The 22620-nt window shown below is 73.5% G+C and carries 17 protein-coding genes; 9 read left to right on the top strand and 8 right to left on the bottom strand.

Going from position 1 to position 22620, the window contains the following annotated elements; all coding sequences use genetic code 11:
* Window positions 1–88: 88 nt before the first annotated feature.
* On the bottom strand, window positions 89–1912 hold the full coding sequence (locus LG396_RS07820) for an AMP-dependent synthetase/ligase (protein WP_018837109.1): 1824 nt from the start codon (window positions 1910–1912) through the stop codon (window positions 89–91).
* Between the two features lie 271 nt (window positions 1913–2183).
* Window positions 2184–3044 (bottom strand): NAD-dependent epimerase/dehydratase family protein, encoded by an 861-nt coding sequence (locus LG396_RS07815; RefSeq protein ID WP_037746978.1) that lies wholly within the window; start codon window positions 3042–3044, stop codon window positions 2184–2186.
* Window positions 3045–3248: 204 nt separating this feature from the next.
* On the opposite strand from LG396_RS07815, the gene LG396_RS07810 reads away from it, so the two are divergent.
* Complete coding sequence (locus LG396_RS07810; RefSeq protein ID WP_443729174.1) at window positions 3249–4091, top strand: helix-turn-helix transcriptional regulator; 843 nt, start codon at window positions 3249–3251, stop codon at window positions 4089–4091.
* Here LG396_RS07810 and LG396_RS07805 read toward each other — a convergent pair.
* Both LG396_RS07805 and LG396_RS07800 read right to left on the bottom strand, forming a co-directional pair.
* Window positions 4081–5526: a lipase maturation factor family protein gene (locus LG396_RS07805; RefSeq protein ID WP_225794178.1), complete on the bottom strand. Its 1446-nt coding sequence runs from the start codon at window positions 5524–5526 to the stop codon at window positions 4081–4083. The genes LG396_RS07810 and LG396_RS07805 overlap by 11 nt on opposite strands.
* A 113-nt stretch (window positions 5527–5639) precedes the next feature.
* Complete coding sequence (locus tag LG396_RS07800; protein WP_225794177.1) at window positions 5640–6053, bottom strand: hypothetical protein; 414 nt, start codon at window positions 6051–6053, stop codon at window positions 5640–5642.
* A gap of 96 nt (window positions 6054–6149) precedes the next feature.
* On the opposite strand from LG396_RS07800, the gene LG396_RS07795 reads away from it, so the two are divergent.
* Window positions 6150–6731, top strand: coding sequence for a M23 family metallopeptidase (locus LG396_RS07795; protein WP_225794176.1), 582 nt, complete (start codon window positions 6150–6152; stop codon window positions 6729–6731).
* 53 nt (window positions 6732–6784) lie between these two features.
* Here LG396_RS07795 and LG396_RS07790 read toward each other — a convergent pair whose 3' ends face one another.
* The 4 genes from LG396_RS07790 to fdhD all read right to left on the bottom strand — a co-directional run bounded on the left by LG396_RS07790 (window position 6785) and on the right by fdhD (window position 12218).
* Window positions 6785–9697: an AfsR/SARP family transcriptional regulator gene (locus LG396_RS07790; RefSeq protein ID WP_225794175.1), complete on the bottom strand. Its 2913-nt coding sequence runs from the start codon at window positions 9695–9697 to the stop codon at window positions 6785–6787.
* Window positions 9698–9852: 155 nt separating this feature from the next.
* Entirely contained in the window at window positions 9853–10719 is an 867-nt protein-coding gene (locus tag LG396_RS07785; RefSeq protein WP_225794174.1) for a thioesterase family protein, read from the bottom strand.
* Complete coding sequence (locus LG396_RS07780; protein ID WP_018837117.1) at window positions 10716–11330, bottom strand: TetR/AcrR family transcriptional regulator; 615 nt, start codon at window positions 11328–11330, stop codon at window positions 10716–10718. The genes LG396_RS07785 and LG396_RS07780 overlap by 4 nt, the downstream gene beginning before the upstream one ends.
* A gap of 54 nt (window positions 11331–11384) precedes the next feature.
* The gene (gene fdhD, locus LG396_RS07775) at window positions 11385–12218 is read right to left on the bottom strand and encodes a formate dehydrogenase accessory sulfurtransferase FdhD (protein ID WP_225794173.1); all 834 of its coding nucleotides are present in this window, start codon (window positions 12216–12218) and stop codon (window positions 11385–11387) included.
* Between the two features lie 188 nt (window positions 12219–12406).
* Here fdhD and LG396_RS07770 point away from each other — a divergent pair, with 188 nt between their 5' ends.
* The 7 genes from LG396_RS07770 to LG396_RS07740 all read left to right on the top strand — a co-directional run bounded on the left by LG396_RS07770 (window position 12407) and on the right by LG396_RS07740 (window position 22571).
* Entirely contained in the window at window positions 12407–13588 is a 1182-nt protein-coding gene (locus LG396_RS07770; RefSeq protein WP_018840402.1) for an ROK family transcriptional regulator, read from the top strand.
* A gap of 346 nt (window positions 13589–13934) precedes the next feature.
* Window positions 13935–15470, top strand: a complete 1536-nt coding sequence (locus LG396_RS07765) for a sugar ABC transporter ATP-binding protein (protein ID WP_225794172.1) — start codon at window positions 13935–13937, stop codon at window positions 15468–15470.
* Window positions 15471–16493, top strand: a complete 1023-nt coding sequence (locus LG396_RS07760) for an ABC transporter permease (RefSeq protein WP_037746993.1) — start codon at window positions 15471–15473, stop codon at window positions 16491–16493.
* A 14-nt stretch (window positions 16494–16507) separates the two neighbouring features.
* Window positions 16508–17557 (top strand): substrate-binding domain-containing protein, encoded by a 1050-nt coding sequence (locus LG396_RS07755; protein ID WP_225794171.1) that lies wholly within the window; start codon window positions 16508–16510, stop codon window positions 17555–17557.
* A gap of 91 nt (window positions 17558–17648) precedes the next feature.
* Window positions 17649–18854, top strand: a complete 1206-nt coding sequence (locus tag LG396_RS07750) for a Gfo/Idh/MocA family protein (protein ID WP_225794170.1) — start codon at window positions 17649–17651, stop codon at window positions 18852–18854.
* Between the two features lie 58 nt (window positions 18855–18912).
* Window positions 18913–19914 carry a sugar phosphate isomerase/epimerase family protein gene (locus LG396_RS07745; protein ID WP_018840407.1) on the top strand — a complete coding sequence of 334 codons (1002 nt, stop codon included), beginning with the start codon at window positions 18913–18915 and terminating at the stop codon, window positions 19912–19914.
* Window positions 19915–20111: 197 nt separating this feature from the next.
* Window positions 20112–22571, top strand: a complete 2460-nt coding sequence (locus tag LG396_RS07740) for a PQQ-dependent sugar dehydrogenase (protein WP_225794169.1) — start codon at window positions 20112–20114, stop codon at window positions 22569–22571.
* Window positions 22572–22620: the final 49 nt, after the last annotated feature.

Raw genomic sequence — 22620 nt, 5'->3', positions numbered from 1 at the left:
TCGAAAAGTTCGTACAGGCGGTTCGCCCTCCCGACGCTAACCGCGATCGCCCGCCATGGCATTCCCTCGAACACCATCCGGACCGGGCCTATGTCTGGTACAGAGCGTCGACCTCGTTGGCGTACGCCTTCTCGATCGCCTTCCGCTTCAGCTTCAGCGACGGCGTCAGCAGTCCGTGCTCCTCGGTGAACTGCACGGCCAGTATCCGGAACGTCCGGATCGACTCCGGCGGCGACACCTGGGTGTTCGCCGCCACCACCGCCCGCCGGATCTCGGCCTCCAGCTCCCGGTCCCGGACCAGCTCGGACGGCGTCATCGACGGCCGGCCGCGCATCACCTGCCAGTGCGCGACGCCGTCCGGGTCCAGGGTGACCAGCGCCGCGACGTACGGCCGGTCGTTGCCGACCGCCAGGCACTGCGCGACCAGCGGGTGCGCCCGCACCCGCTCCTCCAGCGGCACCGGCGAGACGCTCTTGCCGTTCGACGTCACCAGCAGCTCCTTCTTCCTGCCGGTGATCGTCAGATAGCCGTCCTCGTCGAGGCTGCCCAGGTCGCCGGTGGCCAGCCAGCCGTCGCGCAGCGCGTGCGCGGCGCCGGCGCGGTCGCCGACGTAGCCGCTGAAGACCTGCGGGCCGTGCAGCCAGACCTCGTCGTCGGGGGCGATGTAGACGGTGATGCCGGGGATGGGGATGCCGACGGTGCCGTAGCGGGGGCGCTCGGGCGGGTTGGCGACCGCGGCGGCGGTGGTCTCCGTCAGGCCGTAGCCCTCGATGACCGTGATGCCCGCGCCGGCGAAGAACAGCCCGAGCCGCCGCTGCATCGCCGACCCGCCGGAGAACACGAAGCGCGTCCGGCCGCCGAGCGCCGCGCGCATCTTGGCGTAGACCAGCCTGTCGAACACCTGGTGCTCCAGCCGCAGCGCCGGACCCGGCCCGCGGCCGGCGTCGAAGGACGCCTCCTCGCGCGCCCGGGCGTGCCGGACGGCGACGTCCGCGGCCTTGTCGAAGACGGCGAGCCGGCCCTCGGTCTCGGCCTTGCGGCGGGCGGCGGCGTAGATCTTCTCGAAGATGTGCGGCACGGCCAGGATGAGGCTGGGCCGGAACTCCGCGAGGTCGGCGAGGAGCACGGGCGCCGACGGGTCCGGCTGGTGGCCGAGCTTGACCCCGCCGCGCACCGCGGTGACCTGGATCATCCGGCCGAAGACGTGCGCGAGGGGGAGGAAGAGCAGGGTGGCGGCGGGCTCGCCCTGGTGCGGGCGGAAGAGGGCCTCGTAGCGCAGCAGGATGTTGTCGGCCTCGGCCATGAAGTTGGCGTGGGTCAGCTCGCAGCCGCGGGGGCGTCCTGTGGTGCCGGAGGTGTAGATCACGGTGGCCGGGGAGTCCGGGGTGACGGCGAGGCGGTGCCGCTCGACCACGTCGTCGTCGAGGTGCGCGCCGGCGGCCGTCAGCTCGCCGATGGCGCCCTCGTCGATCTGCCAGAGCATCGTGAGCAGGGGCAGCTTGTCGATGACCGAGCCGACGGTCATCGCGTGGTCCGCGTGCTCGACCACGCAGGCCACCGCGCCGGCGTCGTGCAGCATCCAGTACGCCTGGTCGGGCGCGGAAGTCGGGTAGACGGGCACGGCCTGGGCGCCGATCGACCAGAGCGCGAAGTCCAGTTGGGTCCACTCGTAGCGGGTCCTGCACATGATCCCCACGCGGTCGCCGAACCGCAGCCCCGCGGCCAGCAGCCCCTTGGCGAGGGCGAGCACCTCGTCGCGGAACGTCCCGATCGTCACGTCCCGCCAGCGGCCGTCGACCTTGCGGGCGAAGGCGATCTGCCCGGGGTCCTGCGCGGCCCGCTGGAAGACCGCGTCCGCCAGCCCCCCCGACTTCGGTGCGTCTGCCAGGGGAGGCACGGTGAACTCGCGCAACGCTTTTCTCTCCTTGGACGGTGGGGCGCCCGGCGCGGCGACCGTACCCGAGGAGGCCGCTGATCTGCGGTCCTCCATCACCTCTGCACGGAACCTCTGCGAGGGGCGCACGTCGGCGGGCCGGTGGGAAAGGGTGGCGGGTCCAGCATGGCGCGGCGGGCGGGGGCGCGGGGCTCGGACGCGGAAAGTGCGCGGGCCCGGTCCGTACGCCCCGCCGGTGGCGGTGCCGTACGAACCGGGCCCTGCTGCTCCTGCCGCTGCCGCTCCCCGGCTACAGCGCCCCCGCGTCCCTGGCCGTCCACAGCGACGGGTACAGCGGCCGGAAGCCCAGCTCCGCGCGGATCCGCGCGTTCGACACCACCCCGTGCCACGGGTCGTCCGCCGCGCGCTCCGCCATCCCCTCCGGGACCTCCGCGCCGACCAGGTGCAGCAGCTCCAGCGCGCTGACCGGCGCGTCGTCGGCGACGTTGTACACCCGCCCGGCGCGGCCGTCGGTGCGCAGCACCCGCCACAGGGCCTGCGCGACGTCCGCCTGGTGCACCATCTGCACCCGCTGGTGCGCGGCCATGTGCGGGGTCCAGCGCAGCGACGCCTCCAGGTGCCCGTCGCCCTCCCCGTAGACGAACGCCAGCCGCGCGACGCGCACGTCGAGGCCGCGTTCGCGGTGGAGCGCGAGCAGCCCCTGCTCCGCGGCGGTCTTCGAGCGCGGGTACGCGCCGGCCAGCGGGCCGTCCGCGCGCGGTTCGTCGGTCTCCACGGCCGGCCGGCCGCGGCCGGCGCCGTAGACGAGGTTCGTGCTGGCGAAGACGAAGCGGCGCACGCCCCCGTCGGCTGCCTCGGCCCCGAGGGCGAGCGTCGCGTCGCGGTTCACCGCGTACGCCTCCTCGTCCGGCACGTCGCGGAAGGCCGCCGCGACGTGCACCACCTCCGTCACCCCGGCCAGCGCCCGCCGCCGGTCGCCGGGCTCGCGCAGGTCCCCGACGACGAGGCGGGCGCCGAGCCGGGCGAGCGGCGCCGCCCGCCCGGCGTCGCGCACCAGCAGCCGTACCTCCTCGCCCGCCGCCCACTGCAGCAGCCGCGGTACGAACCGCCGGCCCACCGCACCCGTCGCTCCCGTCACCAGCACGCTCATGATCTCTCCGTTCTCCGCGGGCCGTCCCCGCCACCCTGCGGCCGGGCCGCCCGCGGCGGGAGAGACGGCTTCATCCGGGGACGGGCGGTCCCTGGCTGCGGACGCGCCGCTCAGGCACCCTTGACGGGCACGGACGGAACCGGGGGCGGCGTGGACGGAACGGGACCGGTGGTGGGCGTGGACGGTACGGGGCGGGCGGCGGCCGTGGACAGGGCGCAGCTGGCCGACTTCCTGCGCCGCAGCCGCGCGCGGCTGACGCCCGCGGACGTCGGGCTGCCGCCGGGTGCGCGGCGCCGCACGCCGGGCCTGCGCCGCGAGGAGGTCGCGCAGCTCGCCGGGATGTCCACCGACCACTACACCCGGCTCGAACAGGCCCGCGGCTCCCGCCCGTCGCGCCAGATGCTCGCCGCCGTCGCCCGCGGGCTGCGCCTCGGCGACGACGAGCGCGACCACCTGTTCCACCTGGCCGGCGAGGAGCCGCCGCGCGCCGGTCGCGGCGCGGGGGCGCACGTGCGGCCGGGGCTGCTGCTGATCCTCGACCGGCTCACCGACACCCCGGCGCAGGTGCTCGCCGACTGCGGCGACGTGCTGGCGCAGAACGCCCTGTCCCGCGCGCTGTCCGGCGACGCCGCCGCCCGCGCGGGGGACGGGCGCAACATCGTCTGGCGGTTCTTCGCCGAGCCGGACGGCCGCGCGCTCATCCCGCCCGAGGACCGCGCGCACGTCGCCCGCCGCTCCGTCGCCGACCTGCGCGCCACCCTCGCCCGGCGGCCGGACGACGCCCGGGTGGCCGGGCTGGTACGGCGGCTGCGCGCGCGCAGCGCGGAGTTCGCGGCGCTGTGGGAGGAGCACGACGTGGCGGTGCGGCGCCGGGAGGTCAAGCGGTTCGTGCACCCGGTGGTCGGACTGCTGGAGCTGGACTGCGAGGTGCTGCTGAACCCGGAGCACGACCAGCGGCTGGTGGTCTACACGGCGCGGCCGGGCAGCGAGTCGCACGAACGGCTGGAGCTGCTGCGGGTGGTGGGGCTGCAGCGGCTCACGGGCTGACGCCGCCGCGCTCGCCGGCGGTCACGGGCGGCGCGTACTCGCGGACGAACTCCCGCCGCCACCACGCCCGGCTGCGGCGCAGCTCCGCCCAGTCGGTGTACTCGTAGCGGAACAGCCGGGCGCGCACGCTGCCGGGCGGGCCGTCGGGGAAGGGGTTGTGGCGCAGCAGCCGGAGCGTGTCGCGGTCGCCGTCGAGGAGCCGGAGCAGGAAGGGGCCGAACCACCGCTCCGCGTACGCGGGGGACAGCGCCGCGAACCACATCAGCCAGTCGAGCCGCAGATGGTACGGCGCGAACTGCCGCGGCAGCCGCCGCGGATCGCCGGGCTTGCCCTTGAACCCGTACTCGCGCCACTCGCTCGCGCCGGTGGGCCGGGTGTCCTCGGTCCCCTCGACGACGATCTCGTGCCGGACGCGGGTGATGCTGCCGAAGGCGCCGTAGGTGTTGACGAGGTGGAGGGAGTTGAACGAGGCGTTCATGCGCTGCCGCCGGGAGAGCAGGTTGCGGGCGGGCCACCAGCTCAGCGCGAGTACGGCGGCGGTCGCGGCGAAGACGGCGACCGTGAACCAGACCGGCGTGCCGCCGAACCCGGGCGGGTCCGGCAGGGGGGTGTGGTCGGCGACGAGCCGTCCGTCGACGGCGGTGAGGGCGATGAGGACGGTGATCCAGTTGAGCCAGGCGAAGTTGCCGGAGAGGACCAGCCAGAGCTGGGTGACGACGATGGCGGCGGCCGCCCAGGTGGCGACCGGCTGCGGCGTGAACAGCAGCACGGGCAGGCCCAGTTGGGCGACGTGGTTGGCGGCGGCCTCGACGCGGTGCAGGGGGCGGGGCAGGTGGTGGAAGAACCAGCTCAGCGGCCCGGGCATCGGCTGCGTCTCGTGGTGGTAGTAGAGGCAGGTCAGCTTCCGCCAGCACCGGTCGCCGCGCATCTTGATGAGCCCGGCGCCGAACTCGACCCGGAAGAGCAGCCAGCGCAGCAGGAAGAGCACCAGCACCGGCGGCCCTACGGTGTCGTTCCCGAGGAAGACCGCGAGGAACCCGGCCTCCAGCAGCAGGGACTCCCAGCCGAACGAGTACCACGCCTGGCCGACGTTGACGATCGACAGGTAGAGCGCCCACAGCACCGCCCACATCAGCATCGCCGCCCACAGCGGCACCGCGTCCGCCGCCCCGCCGGCGACCGCGGCGGCCAGGAGGGCACCGCCCCAGGCGACGCCGGCGAACAGGCGGTCGGAGTAGCGCACCTGGAACAGGCTCGGCGCCCGCCGGAACGGCACCCGCGCGGTGAACCGCGGCACGGGCAGCATGCCGCGCGCGCCGATGAGCGGCCGGAACTGCCGCGCCGCGGCGACGAAGGCGACGGCGTACAGAACCGCCAGCCCGCGCTGGAACACGAGCCGGCTCAGCCAGTACCCGTCGGAGGAGAACCACGCCACGACGCCATCCGTACCACCGGTGCGCCGCCCCTCACACCCCGCCGCGCCGGATCCGCGGGAGCGGCACCCGGCGACACCCGGCGGCACCGGCAGCATCCCCGCCGCCGCGTCCGCTAGCGCGGCCAGCCCGCGGACGGGGCGCCGGTGTTCCCCTCGTCGTACCGCTCGGCACAGCGCTTCCGTACCTCGCTCCCGACCAGCTTGCGGGCCGCGGCGGCGCCGCTCGCGTGCGCCTCCTTCCGGGCCCGTGCCACGACGTCGAGCAGGATGGTGTTCTGCCCGTCGGACAGGCCCTTCTGCTGGTAGTCCGACTGGCTGCCGCCGCCGGCCTTGAGCTGGTCGTGGGCCCAGTACGTGATCAGCCGTACGCAGACGGCCTCGGGCGAGGCGGCGCTCGGGGACGGCGGGGCCGGCGCTCCGCCGCGCCCGGCCGGCTCGTCCGGGCCGCCGCCGCACGCGGTCAGCACCACCGCGAGCAGCGCCGTCGGCACGATCGGCGTCCGGGTGCGCGTCATCGCCATGCCCATGGCGATGACCGTACGCGAACCGCCCGCCCCTCGTGTATCCGATTTGTATCCGCGCCCCCTTCAATCGCCGGGTCACCCGACGACAAGGGGAGAACCATGCGCAGACGTATCCACCGAGTGATCGCCGCGTTGAGCGTGGCCGCCGCCGTGGCTGTCGCGACTCCGGTCGCCGTCGCGGCGCCCCAGGCCGGCACGTCGTCCGAGACGGCGACGCCCCTGGCCCGGCCCGGGTTCAGGATGCCGTTCATCTGCGGCCAGACGTGGCGCGGAAACAACTGGAGCGGGCACAGCCCGGCGCACTCCATCGACTGGAACCACTACGACGCGAACGGCAATCCCGACGACCTCGGCCGCCGGGTGCTCGCCAGCGCGGGCGGCGATGTCGTCTCGTCGTACTACTCCACCACCAACGGCTACGGCAACACCATCGTCATCGCCCACGGCGACGGCTGGCGGACCCGGTACTCGCACCTGAAGGAACGCAACGTCGGGGTCGGCGCGCACGTGAACCGCGGTCAGGTGATCGGGAAGGTCGGTGCCACGTCGGCGACCCACAACATATCTCCGCACCTGCACTACGAGCAGATCCACAACGGCTCCGTCGTCGTCGCGGTCGTCCAGGGCGTCACGTGGTACGACTACCTCGACCGGCGGCTGAAGAGCACGAACGGCTGCTGACGCGCGGCGCGGAGCGAATGCGGCCGATTCGTGCCGCATTCGCTCTACGCGCGTCACCCCGGGCCGGACCGCAGCGACCGCAGCTTCTCGTGCACCACGTCCGCCCGGTCGTGCGCCTCCAGCCGGCGCCAGGTGGACAGGGAGCGGTGGAAGTAGTCCCGCGCGGTCTGCACCCTGCCCGTCGCGCGGTGCAGCTCACCCAGCAGGCAGGCGAGACTCGCCTCCGCGCGCCGGTCGCCCAGCTGCCGCTGTACGGCGAGCGCGTCGGCCAGCAGCGCCGACGCCTCGCCCGCGTTGCCCCGGCGCAGGCACAGCTCGCCGATGCTCTCCTGCACGTACGCGGCGCAGTGCGTGTCCGCGAGGTCGCAGAAGATGTCCAGGGCCCGCGTCAACTCTGCCTGTGCCAGGTCCGGTTCGCCGCGCAGGTCGTGCAGCACGGCGATGCGGCGGCGTACCTGCGCCTCGCGGTGGCGGTCGCCGAGGTCACGGGCCAGCGCCAGCGCCCCGTCCAGCCACGACGCCGCGGCCCGCGGGTTCCCGCGCTCCAGCCAGACGGAGGCGATCGCGTTGCGCGCGACCGCCTCGCCGTGCCGGTCGCCCACCGCCCCGAAGCCGCCCAGCGCGTCGGTGAACGTCGCCAGCGCGGCGTCGAGGTCGCCCAGGATCCGGTGCACCGACCCCTCCCCGGCCGCCGCCACCGCCTCGCCCGCGGGGTGGCCGACCGCCCCGAAGATCGCGCGGGCCCAGACGAAGGAGTCGCGTGCGTCGGCGTAGCGGTCGCGGTAGAGGTGCAGTTGCCCGATGTTGCGCAGCAGCGCCGCGGCCCGCGCGTCAGACGGGGCCGGTATCGCGTCGAGCACCAGTTGGTGCGTGCGCAGCCAGTCGCCGTAGTAGCCGCGCAGGTCGAAGAAGCTCGCCAGCTCCAGCGCGAGGTCCGCGGCCTGCGTGACGCGGCCGAGCCGGAGCGCGGACTCCACCGTGGCGACCAGGATCCGGCGCTCGGCCTCGAACCACTCGACGGGCCGGGCCCGCACGGCGCGCGTGATCTCCGCGCCCGGACCCGCCGGCCCGGCCGGATGCGCCGCCGCGGTGAACACGCCGAGGAACCGGGTGGGCATCGCCGCGTTCGCGGTGCGCGCCAGTGCGGTCAGGGCGTCGACGATCCGGAGTTGCTGCCGCCGGCGCACCGTGAACGTGTCCGCGTCGGCCAGCTCGCGGGCGTAGCAGCGCAGCAGGTCGTGCATGCGGTAGCGCGGCAGGCCGAGCGCGTCGGTCCCCACGGCCTCGATGAGGTGCCTGTCGGCCAGGGTGGCCAGCGCCTCGGCGGCGTCGCCGGCGGCCCCGCCCACGGCGACGGCGACGAGCCAGCCGCCCACCGGCTCCGCCGGCAGCCGGCCGAAGGCGCGGAAGGCGGCGGCCGCGGCCTCCGGCAGGTGCCGGTAGCTCAGCTCCGCGCTCGCCCGCACCTCCAGCTCGCCCGCCTGCAACTGGTCGAGGCGCCCGCGCTCGTCCTGCAGGAGGTCGGCCAGTGTGGCCGCGGTCCAGGCCCGCCGGCTCGCCAGCCGCGACCCCGCGATCCGCACGGCGAGCGGGAGCGAGCCGCAGCCGGCCAGCACCCGGTCCGCCCCGGCCGCGTCGCCGGCCAGCCGGTCCGGTCCGGCGACGCTGCCGAGCAGGGCGCGGGCCTCGTCCTGCCGCAGCTCGCCCAGCGCGAGGTGGTGCGCCGGCAGGTCGGGCATCCGCCGGCGGGAGCTGACGAGGACGGCCGAGCCTCCGGTGCCGGGCAGCAGGGGACGTACCTGCGTGCCGTCGACCGCGTCGTCGAGCACGATGAGGAAGCGCCGCTGCGCCAGGCGTGAGCGGAGCAGCGCGGCCCGTTCGCTCCGCTCCGCGGGGACCGTGCTGTCCACGACTCCGAGGCCGCGCAGCATCTCGGCCAGGACGTCGGCGGGGTCGCGCGGCCGGTCGCTCAGCCCGCCGAGGTCGACGAAGAGCTGGCCGTCGGGGAACGCAGCCCGGGCCCGGTGCGCCACGTGCACCGCCAGCGCGGACTTCCCCGACCCCGGCGGTCCCGACACCGCCGCCACCACCGGCCGCCGGTCGGCCGCCGACAGCAGCTCCTCCAGCGCGGCGATCTCCGCCGTCCGGCCGGTGAAGTCCGGTACGTCCATGGGTAACTGGCAGACGGGCGCGGAGACCACCGCGGGACGCCGCGCGGCGTAGCCGTTGACCTCCTCGCCGACGGCCCGCAGCGGCCTGCTCGGCTCGGTGCCGAGTTCGGCGGCCAGGACGCGCTCGGCCTCGGCGTAGGCGGAGCGCGCCTCGGTCGTACGGCCCGAGTCGTGCAGCGCGCGTACGAGCATCCGCCACAGGTCCTCGCGCAGCGGATCCTCGGAGAGCCGGGAGCGCAGCTCGGCGAGGAGGAGCGCGTAGTCCCGCAGCCGCAGCCGGACCCCGAGGCACTCGTCGACCGCGGTCGCGCGCAGCTCCTCCAGCCTGGTGACGCCGGGATCCCACACCACGCTCGCCGGCACGTCCTGCAGCACGCCGCCGCGCCAGAGGCCGAGCGCCGTCTCGTACCCGTGCAGCGCTGCGACGTCGTCGCCGCGGTCGCGGGCCGCGCGGGCCCGGTCCAGGTGCCGCTCGAAGAGCAGCATGTCGACGTCGTCCGGCGCGACGTCGATCGCGTAGCCGGACGGCTCCGTCCGCAGCCCCGCGGCGGGGATCCCGGCGGCGGCCAGCGCGCGGCGCAGGTTGCGCACGTACGTGCGGACGTTGGCCACGGCCGACGGGGGTGCCCCGCCCGGCCACAGCACCTCCGTCAGCACGTCCACGGAGACGAAGCGGCCGGGCTGCAGCAGCAGCGTCGCGAGCGCCGCCCGCGGCTTCGGCCCGCCGATGCGGACCGGGACGCCTGCCGCCCACACGCGCAGCGGCCCAAGGAGTCCGAACGTCGGCTCCCCCATCCACGTACCTCCGTGTCGGCGGCGTGTCGTCGGCGGTGCGCGCCCGGAACCGGACCGCGCGTCACCGACCGGCCTCGACAGTCATGGACATGACCCACGGTGTCAACCCCGCCCCGGCCCGCGGGCGGGAGCCGGTCCCCGCAGGCAGGCCCGCCTCAGGACTGCCGGGGGAGGCGCGCGAGTTGGCGGGACTGGGCCACCAGGCGGTCGGCCGAGTCCCAGATCTCGGCGTCCTCCTCCATGAGGCCGCCGGCCACGTTGCGCGTCGTGTGGATCACCCGGAGCCAGCCCGGCGCGGGGTCCGCGCGTACGTGGGCCGTCAGTTCCAGTGTCGGGGCCCAGCCGATCACGCCCAGGTCGAAGCTGACCGGGGGGAGGACATCGAGCACCATCAGGAGGAGCAGGGGGTCCGGGTCGCGGGTCTCGGGGAGGCGGAACCAGCCCTTCATCTCGCCGCGGCCGGACGGGGCGCCGACCGCCCAGCCCACGCACGACGGGTCCAGCCGGAGGTCGGCGCGGGTCAGCATCGGGGACTCCGCGCGGAACTCCGGCGGGGCCGCGTCGCTGCCTATGCACTGCTCGACCGGGGCCAGCGCGGGCGGCTTCGCGGACGTACGGACGTCGTCGGGCTGGTCGGCGAGGGCGCCGTACGCCGCCAGGACGCGCAGCCGGGGGGCCGGCAGCCCGGTCTCCGGGTCCTGCTGGAGGAGTTCGGCGCCGCCGTGGGAGACGGAGTTGCCGCGGCGGATGGTCTCGGTGCGGACGACCGCCGGGCCGGCGGTGGCGGTGGACAGGTAGTACGCGGAGACCGACAGCGGGTCCGGGTGGCCGGGGCGGCCGTCGCGGGGGGCGCCGAGTTCGGCGGACAGGGCGCGGGCCGTCATCGACAGCAGCACACCGCCGTTGATGCCCTGGCCGACCTTCCACGCGCCGGGCAGGTCGGCGTCGTACGCGCTGGGCTCGGCCGGCCGCGGGTGGACGGCGGTCTCGCGGTCGAAGTCCGGGGGAGGGGTGCTGGTCATGGCGTGGTTCGCTTTCGTCGTGCGGTGGGTGGGCCGATCTCGAACGCCTCGCAGAGGCCGTCGAGTACGTCGTCGATGGTCGCCGCGCCGGTGGCCAGCGGCAGGGAGCCCCAGGACCACAGCTCGGCGGTGCCGTGCATGGCGGACCACAGGGCGCCGGTGAGCAGCCGCGGGTCGGCGTCCGCCCGCCAGCCCTCTGCCTGCCGGGCCTCGACGAGGCGGACGAGGTTCTCGAAGCCGCCGAGCGAGGCGCGGCCCAGTTCGCGGTCCTGCGGGTCGAGGAGGTCGCGGCGGAACATCAGCGCGAACATCCCGGGGCGGGCCACGGCGTACTCCACGTACGCGCGCGTGCCCGTGCGCAGCCGCCGCGCCGGGCTCGCGTCCGCCGGCAGCTGCGCCAGCGCCTCGCCGACCCAGTCCTGCAACTCGTGGAACCCCTGGGTGGCGACGGCCGACAGCAGGGCCGCGCGGTGCGGGAAGTGCTTGAGCGGTGCGCCGTGCGAGACGCCGCAGCGCCGCGCGATGGCGCGCAGGGTGAGGGCGTCGACGCCTCGCTCGTCGAGGAGTTCGAGCGCGGCCCGGAGCAGGCGCGCGCGGGTGTCCGCGGTCATGGTGGACAGTGTCTACCACCGAGGTGGACACTGTCCACCCACCGCCTCCGGCGGCTACAGCGCGATGCGGTGTTCGCCCGCGTACACGTTCATGGTGTCGCCGCGCAGGAAGCCGATCAGTGTCATGCCGGTTTCGGCGGCGAGGTCCACGGCCAGGGAGGAGGGGGCGGAGACCGCGGCCAGGACGGGGATTGCGGCCATCGCGGCCTTCTGGGCGAGTTCGAAGGAGGCGCGGCCGGAGACCATCAGGACGGTGTCGTGCAGGGGGAGCCTGTCCTGTTGGAGGGCGCGGCCGACGAGTTTGTCGACGGCGTTGTGGCGGCCGACGTCCTCGCGCAGGTCGATCAGCTCGCCGTCGGGCGTGAACAGGGCGGCGGCGTGCAGGCCGCCGGTGCGGTCGAAGACCCGCTGCCCGGCCCGCAGCCGGTCCGGCAGCGCCGCCAGCACCTCCGGCGTGAGCCGCATCCCGTCGTCACCGTCGACCGGCCAGCGGGTGGTGGTGCGGACCGCGTCCAGGCTCGCCTTCCCGCACAGCCCGCACGACGACGTCGTATAGAAGTTCCGCTCCAGCGTGAGCTGCGGCAGCTCCACTCCGGCGGCGGGCCGGACGTCCACCACGTTGTACGTGTTGCCGCCCTCGGTGCCGTCCACCGCCCCCGCGCAGTAGGTCACCGACGCCAGGTCCTCGCCCCGTGCCAGCACGCCCTCGCTGACCAGGAACCCCGCTGCGAGCGCGAAGTCGTCCCCCGGCGTCCGCATCGTGATCGCCAGCGCCCGGCCGCCCAGCCGGATCTCCAGCGGCTCCTCCGCCACCAGCGTGTCCGCCCGCCGGTCCACCCGGCCCCCGCGCACCCGCACCACCGGACGCCGCACCGTCACCCGACCCATGCGGGCCAGCGTACGCCGCCGACCGGGACTCCACCTTTGTCCTGGAGGAGGAGAAAGTAGATACCGATTCCTGCAGAACTTCTTCCCTCAGTGGCCAAGCACTGCTACGTTCCCCGTTGAAAGTTGCAAGCCGACGACGGCGTACGACATCGGCGTACGCGCGGCCGGGGAGGAGTGGCGTGAGGCGCATGACAGCTCGGCCCGCGAACGCGCACCAGGCGCGACTGCTCCGCCTGCTGCGTGACGGCGGTCCGAACTCCCGGGCGCAGCTCGGCGACCAGGTGGAACTGTCCCGGTCCAAGCTGGCGGTCGAGATCGACCGGCTGCTGCAGACCGGACTCGTGGTCGCCGACGGCCTCGCCGCCTCCCGGGGCGGACGCAGGTCGCACAACATCCGCCTCGCGCCCTCGCTGCGCTTCCTCGGCGTCGACATCGGCGCCACCTCCATCGACGTGGCGGTCACCAACGCGGAGCTGGAGGTGCTCGGTCATCTGACCCAGCCCATGGACGTGCGCGAGGGCCCGGTCGCGGTCTTCGAGCAGGCGCTGGCGATGGCGGCCAAGCTCCGCGCCTCCGGGGTGGCGGAGGGCTTCGACGGCGCCGGCATCGGCGTCCCGGGTCCCGTCCGGTTCCCCGAGGGCGTGCCGGTCGCGCCGCCGATCATGCCCGGCTGGGACGGCTTCCCGGTCCGCGAGGCCCTCAGCCAGGAGCTGGGCTGCCCGGTCATGGTCGACAACGACGTGAACATCATGGCCCAGGGCGAGCAGCACGCCGGCGTCGCCCGCGCCGTACGGGACTTCCTCTACGTCAAGATCGGCACCGGCATCGGCTGCGGCATCCTGGTCGGCGGCGAGGTCTACCGGGGTACGAACGGCAGCGCCGGCGACATCGGCCACATCCAGGTGGAGGTGGACGGGCGCCCGTGCGCCTGCGGCAACCGCGGCTGCCTGGAGGCGTACTTCGGCGGTTCTGCCCTCGCCCGGGACGCCGAGAACGCCGCCCGCGAGGGCCGTTCCGCGCAGTTGGCCGCCCGGCTGGAGGAGACCGGCGAGCTGGAGGCCAAGGACGTCGCCGTGGCGGCGACCGCCGGCGACGCGGTCGCGCTGGACCTCATCCGCGAGGGCGGCACCCGTACCGGCCAGGTCATCGCCGGCCTGGTCAGCTTCTTCAACCCGGGGCTCGTGGTCATCGGCGGCGGCGTCACCGGCCTCGGCCACACGCTGCTCGCCGCCATCCGCACCCAGGTCTACCGCCAGTCACTGCCGCTGGCGACCGGCAACCTCCCCATCGTGCTCGGCGAGCTGGGCCCCACCGCGGGCGTGATCGGCGCCGCCCGGCTCACCAGCGACCACCTGTTCTCGCCCGCCTGACGCCGGGCGGGGACACCCGCGCAGCACCTGTACGGCCCGTACCACCCAGGTTCGACCCACGCAGCACCCGTGCCTCACCCCGTATGACCCACGCACCACTTCAGCACCAGCGGCACCACCCGTACCACCGCGTACTCCCGCACAGCCCGCATCACCGCAGCACCACCGCAGCAACCCCGGCCGACCGCGGCACCGCCCGCGCACGCCCCCGCACCACCCACCCCGCTGCCCCGACCACCGCACCCGCCTCACCCGCACCGCCCGGTGAACCCGCCCGTTTGCGCTCCACCCTGCCCAACCTGCCCCTGCGCAGGCGCAGTCGGAGCACCGCCGAGGAGATCCGTACATGGCGCCCACTTCCGATACGCCGCCCACCCCCGCCACACCCCTGCTCACCATGACGGGGATCACCAAGTCCTTCCCCGGCGTCCGCGCGCTCGACGGCGTCGACCTCGACGTCGTGGCCGGCGAGGTGCACTGCCTGCTCGGCCAGAACGGCGCCGGCAAGTCCACCCTCATCAAGGTCCTGGCCGGCGCCCACCAGCCCGACGAGGGCACCATCGTCTGGCAGGGCCAGGAGACCGCGCTGAAGTCGCCCGTGGCCGCCATGCGCCTGGGCATCTCCACCATCTACCAGGAACTCGACCTGGTGCGGCACGTGTCGGTGGCGGAGAACGTCTTCCTGGGCCACGAACGCTCCTCCGGCGGGTTCATCAAGGCCCGCGAGGCGCACACCGCCGCCCAGGACCTGCTGGGCCGGCTCGGCCACCCGGAGATATCCGCCGCCACCATCGTCGGTGACCTCTCCGCCGCCGGCCAGCAGGTCGTCTCCATGGCCCGGGCGCTCTCCCACGACGTGAAGCTCATCGTCATGGACGAGCCGTCCGCCGCCCTCGACCCCGACGAGGTCGACAACCTCTTCCGCATCGTCGCCGACCTCACCGCGCAGGGCGTCGCCGTCGTCTACATCTCCCACCGGCTGGAGGAGATCCGCCGCATCGGCGACCGCGTCACCGTCCTGAAGGACGGCCGCGCCGTCGCCCGCGGGCTGCCCGCGCAGAGCACGTCGACCAACGAGATCGTCACGCTGATGACGGGCCGGAACGTCGCGCACGTCTTCCCCGAGCGGCCGGAGGCCCCCGGCGCGGGCAAGGAGCCCGTACTCACCCTCGAAGGACTGGCCAGGCAGGGCGAGTTCGCGCCGGTGGACCTCCAGGTCGCCCCCGGCGAGATCGTCGGCCTGGCGGGCCTGGTCGGCTCCGGCCGCTCGGAGATCCTGGAGACCGTCTTCGGCGCGCGCAAGCCGACCGCAGGACGGGTGCTCGTCGGCGGCCGCCCGCTGCGCCCCGGCAGCGTCACCGCCGCCGTCAAGGCGGGCATCGGGCTGGCCCCCGAGGAGCGCAAGGCCCAGGCCCTGCTGATGACGGAGTCCGTCAGCCGCAACGTGTCGATCTCCTCGCTCCCCCGTTTCTCCACCGGCGGCTGGCTCGACCGGTCGGGGGAGCGGTCCGCGGCCCGGGCCGCCGTACGCGACCTGTCGCTGCGCCCGGACAACCCCGACGCCCTCGTCCGCACGCTCTCCGGCGGCAACCAGCAGAAGGCGGTGCTCGCGCGCTGGCTGCTGCGCGACTGCCGGGTGCTGCTGCTGGACGAGCCGACCCGGGGTGTGGACGTCGGCGCCCGCGCCGAGTTGTACGCGCTCATCCGCAGGCTCGCCGACGAAGGCGTCGCGGTCCTGCTCGTCTCCAGCGAACTCCCCGAGGTCCTCGGTCTCGCCGACCGGGTTCTCGTGCTCCGTGAGGGCCAAGTCGTGCACACCGCCCCGGCCCGGGACCTCGACGAGCACCGGGTGCTCGACCTCGTCATGGAAGGAACCCCGTAAGTGTTGAGCAAATCGGACTCGCTTCCCGCCCCGGCGCCGGAGAAGCCGCAGGGGAACGGCACCGCCGCCCGCTGGCAGAGTTATGTGGACCTGAGACTGGTGGCGCTGCTCGGCGTCCTCGGCGTGCTGGCCGTCGTCGGCGCCGTCACCAAGCCCGACCAGTTCCTGGACGTCGACAACGTCCGGCTCATCCTCGTCCAGTCGTCGGCGATCGGCGTGGTCACCATCGGCATGACGCTGGTGATCATCGGCGGCGGCATCGACCTCTCGGTCGGCGCCATCGTCGCCCTCGCCTCGGTCTGGGCGACGACGCAGGCCACCCAGGACTACGGCCTGGCAGGCATGCTCTTCTGTTCTGTCGCCGTGGGAGTCGGCTGCGGGCTCGTCAACGGCGTGCTCATCGCGTTCGGCAACCTGGTGCCCTTCATCGCCACGCTCGCCATGCTCGCGTCCGCGCGCGGCTTCGCCGAGCAGATGAGCGACGGCGGGACGCAGATCGTCGAGGTCGACGCGGTGCTCGACCTCATGGCGGCGGACTCCCGCATCCTCGGCGTCCCGCCGCTGGTGCTCATCTTCCTGGGCGTCGCCGCCCTGGGCTGGCTGGTGCTCAACCGCACCACCTTCGGCCGCCGCACCGTGGCGGTCGGCGGCAACCCCGAGGCCGCCCGGCTCGCCGGCATCGACATCAAGCGGCAGCGGCTGCTGCTGTACGTCGTGTCCGGCCTGTGCTGCGGCATCGCGGCGTTCATGCTCATCGCGCTCAGCGGCTCCGGCCAGAACACCAACGGCAACCTGTACGAACTGGACGCCATCGCCGCCGCGATCATCGGCGGCACCCTGCTCAGCGGCGGCCGGGGCACCATCACCGGCTCGGTGCTGGGCGTGCTCGTCTTCACCACCATCACGAACCTGTTCGCCCTCAACAACGTACAGAGCGCGGTTCAGGACATCGCCAAGGGGGCGATCATCGTCGCCGCCGTCCTCATCCAACACCAGACCTCGCGCAAGTCCTCGACGCAATGAAGGGTCGCACCCACATGCCCGAATCGCCTTTCAGCCGCAGAAACATGCTCTTCGGCGCCGCCGGTGTCTCGGCGGCAGCCTTCCTCACCAGTTGCACCAGCAATGACGACAGCGACGACGACAGCGACTCGCAGCAGCAGCAGGCGAACGTCTCGGAGGACAAGCCCGGCAAGCCGGTCACCATCGGCTTCGCCGGCCCCGAGGCCGACCACGGCTGGCTCAACGCCATCAACGACAACGCGCGTTCGCGCGCGGAGAAGTACGAGGACGTCACCCTCGACATCACCGAGGGGTCGAACGACACGGCCACCCAGATCGGCCAGGTCGACTCCCTGATCAACAAGAAGGTCGACGTCCTGGTCATCCTGCCGGCCGACGGCAAGGCGATGACGCAGGCGGGGCTGAAGGCCATGGAGGCCGGCATCCCCGTCGTCAACCTGGACCGGATCTTCGCCAACCCGCAGGCGTACCGCTGCTGGATAGGCGGCGACAACTACGGCATGGGCCTGAACGCCGGCCGGTTCATCGGCGAGCAGCTGAAGGGCAAGCAGAACGCGAAGGTCGTCGAGCTGGCCGGGCTCGACAACCTGGAGCTGACCCAGCAGCGCACGAAGGGCTTCGACGACGCGCTGAAGAACTACCCCAACATCGAGAAGGTGGCCCGGCAGGCCGCCGAGTTCACCGTCGAGTCGGGCCAGCGCAAGATGTCCGACCTGCTGCAGGCCGTGCCGGAGTTCGACGCCATGTGGAACCACGACGACGACCAGGGCGTGGGCGTCAAGCGGGCCATCGACCAGTCGGGCCGCGACGAGTTCATCATGGTCGGCGGCGCCGGCTCCAAGGCGGTGATGGACTCCATCAAGGCCGACGACTCCGTGATCAAGGCCACCGTCCTGTACCCGCCGTCGATGGCCGCGTCCGCGATCGACCTCGCGCGCGCCCTCGGCCAGCAGAAGGGCGTCTCGGGCATGGCAGAGTTCGAGATCCCGGCGTCGATCACGCTGTACTCCGCCGTCGTGAGCAAGGACAACATCAACCAGTACCTGCCGACCGGCTTCAACTGACGGGAATCCAGCGCCAGGAGCCGCAGCGTCCTTCCGGAACCCGGAACGACCGCTGCGGCGCGCCGGAAGCAGCCTACTGACAAGGAGTTCTATGTCCCACGACACGACCGCACCCGCGCTCGGGGTCGGCATGGTCGGCTACGCGTTCATGGGGGCGGCCCATTCGCAGGGCTGGCGGACCGCCGCCCGGGTCTTCGACCTTCCGCTGACCCCCGTCATGGCCGCGATCTGCGGCCGCGACGAGGACAAGGTGGCCACCGCGGCCCGGCGAATGGGCTGGGCCGCCGCGGAGACCGACTGGCGCCGGCTCATCACCCGGGACGACGTGCAGCTCGTCGACGTCTGCACGCCGGGCGACAGCCACGCGGAGATCGCCATCGCCGCGCTGGAGGCGGGCAAGCACGTGCTGTGCGAGAAGCCGCTCGCCAACACCGTCGCCGAGGCCGAGGAGATGGCCGGTGCCGCGGCGCGGGCACGGGAGCGCGGGCAGCTGGCCATGGTCGGCTTCAACTACCGCCGGGTGCCGGCACTGGCGTACGCGCGCGAGCTGATCGCCCGCGGCCGGCTGGGTGCGCTGCGGCACGTGCGTGTGACGTACCTGCAGGACTGGCTCGTCGACCCGGAGTTTCCGCTCGCCTGGCGGATGCAGCGGGAGAAGGCGGGCTCCGGGGCGCTCGGCGACCTCGGCGCGCACATCGTCGACCTGGCGCAGTTCCTGACCGGCGAGCCGCTGGTCGGCGTCTCGGCGCAGACCGAGACGTTCGTCAAGGAGCGGCCGCTGCCGTCCGCGGCGGCGGGGCTCTCCGGCGCGGCCGCCGGCGGCGGCGAGCGCGGTCCGGTCACGGTGGACGACGCCGCCCTGTTCACCGGCCGGATGGCGTCGGGCGCGCTGGCGTCCTTCGAGGTCAGCCGGATGGCCGCGGGCCGCAAGAACGCCCTGTCGGTGGAGCTGAACGGCGAGTCGGGCTCGCTCTCCTTCGACCTGGAGCGGCTCAACGAGCTCCAGCTGCACGACCAGGCGGAGCCGGCCGAGACCGCCGGCTTCCGGCGGGTCCTGGTCACCGAGCCGGAGCACCCGTACCTGGAGGCGTGGTGGCCGCCGGGCCACGGCCTCGGGTACGAGCACACCTTCGTGCACCAGGCCCGCGACCTCGTCCACGCCATCGCCGCCGGCTCCCAGCCCGCGCCGTCCTTCGCGGACGGGCTGCAGGTGCAGCGGGTGCTGGCGGCCGTCGAGGAGAGCGCGGCGAAGAACGCCGTCTACACGCCCGTGACGCAACCCGACCAAGCCCCCTGACCCCACCAGGATCAGCCGACCACCCCCGGAGGCCCTCCGGAGAAAGAGGCAGCGCACGATGCCCCGGTCCTTCACCCTGTTCACCGGCCAGTGGGCGGACCTCCCCCTGGAGGAGGTCTGCCGGCTGGCCCGCGACTTCGGCTACGACGGCCTCGAACTCGCCTGCTGGGGCGACCACTTCGAGGTGGACAAGGCCCTGAACGAGCCCGGCTACCTCGCCGGCCGCCACCAGCTGCTGGAGAAGTACGGCCTGAAGTGCTGGGCGATCTCCAACCACCTGGTGGGCCAGGCGGTCTGCGACCACCCCATCGACGAGCGCCACCAGGCCATCCTCCCGGCCCGGATCTGGGGCGACGGCGAGCCCGAGGGCGTCCGGCAGCGGGCCGCCGCCGAGATCGCCGACACCGCGCGGGCGGCGGCGGCCTTCGGCGTCGACACCGTCGTCGGCTTCACCGGCTCGTCGATCTGGCATCTGGTGGCGATGTTCCCGCCGGTGCCGCCGCACATGATCGAGCGCGGCTACCAGGACTTCGCCGACCGCTGGAACCCGATCCTGGACGTGTTCGACGCCGAGGGCGTGCGCTTCGCGCACGAGGTGCACCCGTCCGAGATCGCGTACGACTACTGGACGACGCACCGGGCGATGGAGGCGGTCGGCCACCGGCCCGCCTTCGGGCTGAACTTCGACCCCAGCCACTTCGTCTGGCAGGACCTCGACCCGGTCGGGTTCCTGTGGGACTTCAAGGACCGCATCTACCACGTGGACTGCAAGGAGGCCCGCAAGCGGCTCGACGGCCGCAACGGCCGGCTCGGCTCGCACCTGCCCTGGGGCGACCCGCGCCGCGGCTGGGACTTCGTCTCGGCCGGCCACGGCGACGTGCCCTGGGAGGACGTCTTCCGGATGCTCCGCTCGATCGGGTACGAGGGGCCGATCTCGGTGGAGTGGGAGGACGCCGGCATGGACCGGCTGCAGGGAGCGCCCGAGGCGCTGCGGGCGCTCAAGGCGCTCGACTTCGAGCCGCCGCAGGCGTCGTTCGACGCCGCCTTCGGCGGCGACTGACGCCGTCGCGGCGGGGAGCGCAGCCCGGCGGTGGCACCTGCCGCCGGGCCGCTCCGGCATGTTCCGGGAACACTTTGTCCGCATCAAGGATGAAGACAACTGAAGTCCTGTCAAAGGGCTTCTCTATCCTGCAAAAGGCGGTTACGTTCCTGTGATGTCCCTGACATAAACCCCCCACTCTCGGCAGGAGAGATCAGGTGCACACCAGAAAGATCCGGAGAACGATCACGAGGACGGCGGCGGCCCTGCTGGCCGTGCCCGCCCTCGTGCTGAGCACGTCCGCCACCGGTGCCGCGCATCCCGGCCACGACCACCCGGCCCCGGCGGCGGCGGAGTTCCAGCAGGTGACGCTGGCCAAGGGCGAGCCGGAGATGGGCGAGCCGATGACCATGGCCGTGCTGCCCGACCGGTCCGTGCTGCACACCTCGCGCGACGGCACGGTCCGGCTGACGGACGCCGCCGGTACGACCAAGGTCGCCGGCAAGCTGGCCGTCTACAACCACGACGAGGAGGGCCTCCAGGGCGTCGGGGTCGACCCGGGCTTCGAGCAGAACCGGTTCGTCTACCTCTACTACGCCCCGCCCCTCGACACCCCCGGCGGCGACGCCCCCTCCGACGGCAGCGCCGCCGACTTCGCCCCGTTCGACGGCGTCAACCGGCTCTCCCGGTTCGTACTCAACGACGACGGCACCCTCGACACCGGCAGCGAGAAGGCGGTCCTGGACGTGCCCGCCTCCCGCGGCCTGTGCTGCCACGTCGGCGGCGACATCGACTTCGACGCCGAGGGCAACCTCTACCTGTCCACCGGCGACGACACCAACCCGTTCGCCTCCGACGGCTACACGCCCATCGACGAACGGGACACGCGCAACCCCGCGTTCGACGCCCAGCGCAGCTCGGCGAACACCAACGACCTGCGCGGCAAGGTGCTGCGGATCAAGGTCAACGCGGACGGCTCGTACGACATCCCCGCCGGCAACCTCTTCGCGCCCGGCACCGACAAGACGCGTCCCGAGATCTACGCCATGGGCTTCCGCAACCCGTTCCGGCTCAGCGTCGACAAGCCCACCGGCACCGTCTACGTCGGCGACTACGGCCCCGACGCCGGGACCGCGAGCGACACCCGCGGCCCCGCGGGCCAGGTCGAGTTCGCCCGGATCACCGAGGCCGGCAACTTCGGCTGGCCGTACTGCACCGGCGACAACGACGCCTACCGCGACTACGACTTCGGCTCCGGCGCCTCCGGCGACGCGTTCGACTGCGGCGCGCCCGTCAACAACTCGCCGCACAACACCGGCCTGACCGAACTGCCGCCGGCCCAGGCCGCGTGGATCCCCTACGACGGCGACTCCGTCCCCGAGTTCGGCAACGGCTCCGAGTCCCCGATGGGCGGCCCCGTCTTCCGCCAGGAGGAGGTCGACGACGGCTCCGCCGTCGCCTTCCCCGCCGAATACGAAGGGAACTTCTTCGCCGGCGAGTTCGGCCGCAAGTGGATCAAGCGGATCGAGCAGGGCGACGACGGCACCGTCTCCGCCATCAACGACTTCCCCTGGTCCGGCACGCAGGTCATGGACATGGACTTCGGCCCCGACGGCGCCCTCTACGTCCTCGACTACGGCACCGGCTACTTCGGCGGCGACGAGAACTCCGCCCTCTACCGCATCGAGAACATGACCGGCGGCGCCTCGCCCGTCGCCGAGGCCGGCGCCGACAAGACCTCGGGACAGGCGCCCCTGGCCGTGAAGTTCTCCTCGGCCGGCACCACCGACCCCGACAGCACCGACCTGACCTACGCCTGGGACTTCGGCGACGGCGCCACCTCCGACGAGGCCGACCCCTCGCACACGTACGCCGAGAACGGCACGTACAACGTCACCCTGACCGCCACCGACCCCGACGGCCTCACCGGCAGCGCCAACGTGCAGATCACCGTCGGCAACACCGCGCCCACCGTGGCCCTGAGCCTGCCGCAGGACGGCCAGTCCTTCTCCTTCGGCGACGACGTGCCCTTCGAGGTCACCGTCACCGACCCGGAGGACGAGACCGTCGACTGCACCAGGGTCCGGGTCGCGTACATCCTCGGCCACGACTCCCACGGCCACGAGATGACCAGCGCCAACGGCTGCAGCGGCACGCTGAAGACCGCCGCGGACGGCGAGCACGACCCCAACGCCAACCTCTACGGCGGCCTGACCGCCACGTACACCGACGGCGGAGGCGGCGGCCAGGGCGCCCTGACCGGGACCGACCAGGCCAAGCTGCAGCCCAAGCACCGCCAGGCCGAGCACTACGACAGCTCCGAGGGCGTCGCGCCGCAGAACAAGCCCGCGGCCAACGGCGGCAAGACCGTCGGCGACATCAACGCCGGCGACTGGATCGCCTTCGAGCCCTGGGTCCTGTCCGACGCCACCCAGCTGACCGCCCGGATCTCCTCCGCCGGCGCCGGCGGCACCCTCGAAGTGCGCGCGGGCGCCCCCGACGGGACGCTCCTCGGCTCCACCGAGGTGCCGGTCACCGGCGGATGGGACACGTTCGAGGACGTCACGGCACCCCTGTCGGGCGCCCCGGACGGCACCACGAAGCTCTACCTCGTCTTCGCCGGCAGCGGCACGGACGCGCTGTACGACGTCGACGACTTCACCCTCACCACCGGATAGCTCCCCCCACCGCCCCGCCGGCTCCGGCCGGCGGGGCGTCCACCCGACG

This window comes from Streptomyces aculeolatus (genome assembly GCF_020400605.1).
GTDB lineage: Bacteria > Actinomycetota > Actinomycetes > Streptomycetales > Streptomycetaceae > Streptomyces > Streptomyces aculeolatus.
This window is presented reverse-complemented; position numbering and strand designations above follow the sequence as displayed.

What these genes read in the sequence shown, in the direction of transcription:
- LG396_RS07815 (WP_037746978.1), bottom strand. Translation starts at nt 3,044, where the DNA reads ATGAGCGTGCTGGTGACGGGAGCGACGGGTGCGGTGGGCCGGCGGTTC.
- LG396_RS07800 (WP_225794177.1), bottom strand. Translation starts at nt 6,053, where the DNA reads ATGGGCATGGCGATGACGCGCACCCGGACGCCGATCGTGCCGACGGCG.
- LG396_RS07795 (WP_225794176.1), top strand. Translation starts at nt 6,150, where the DNA reads ATGCGCAGACGTATCCACCGAGTGATCGCCGCGTTGAGCGTGGCCGCC.
- LG396_RS07790 (WP_225794175.1), bottom strand. Translation starts at nt 9,697, where the DNA reads ATGGGGGAGCCGACGTTCGGACTCCTTGGGCCGCTGCGCGTGTGGGCG.
- LG396_RS07785 (WP_225794174.1), bottom strand. Translation starts at nt 10,719, where the DNA reads ATGACCAGCACCCCTCCCCCGGACTTCGACCGCGAGACCGCCGTCCAC.
- LG396_RS07780 (WP_018837117.1), bottom strand. Translation starts at nt 11,330, where the DNA reads ATGACCGCGGACACCCGCGCGCGCCTGCTCCGGGCCGCGCTCGAACTC.
- fdhD (WP_225794173.1), bottom strand. Translation starts at nt 12,218, where the DNA reads ATGGGTCGGGTGACGGTGCGGCGTCCGGTGGTGCGGGTGCGCGGGGGC.
- LG396_RS07770 (WP_018840402.1), top strand. Translation starts at nt 12,407, where the DNA reads ATGACAGCTCGGCCCGCGAACGCGCACCAGGCGCGACTGCTCCGCCTG.
- LG396_RS07765 (WP_225794172.1), top strand. Translation starts at nt 13,935, where the DNA reads ATGGCGCCCACTTCCGATACGCCGCCCACCCCCGCCACACCCCTGCTC.
- LG396_RS07755 (WP_225794171.1), top strand. Translation starts at nt 16,508, where the DNA reads ATGCCCGAATCGCCTTTCAGCCGCAGAAACATGCTCTTCGGCGCCGCC.
- LG396_RS07750 (WP_225794170.1), top strand. Translation starts at nt 17,649, where the DNA reads ATGTCCCACGACACGACCGCACCCGCGCTCGGGGTCGGCATGGTCGGC.
- LG396_RS07745 (WP_018840407.1), top strand. Translation starts at nt 18,913, where the DNA reads ATGCCCCGGTCCTTCACCCTGTTCACCGGCCAGTGGGCGGACCTCCCC.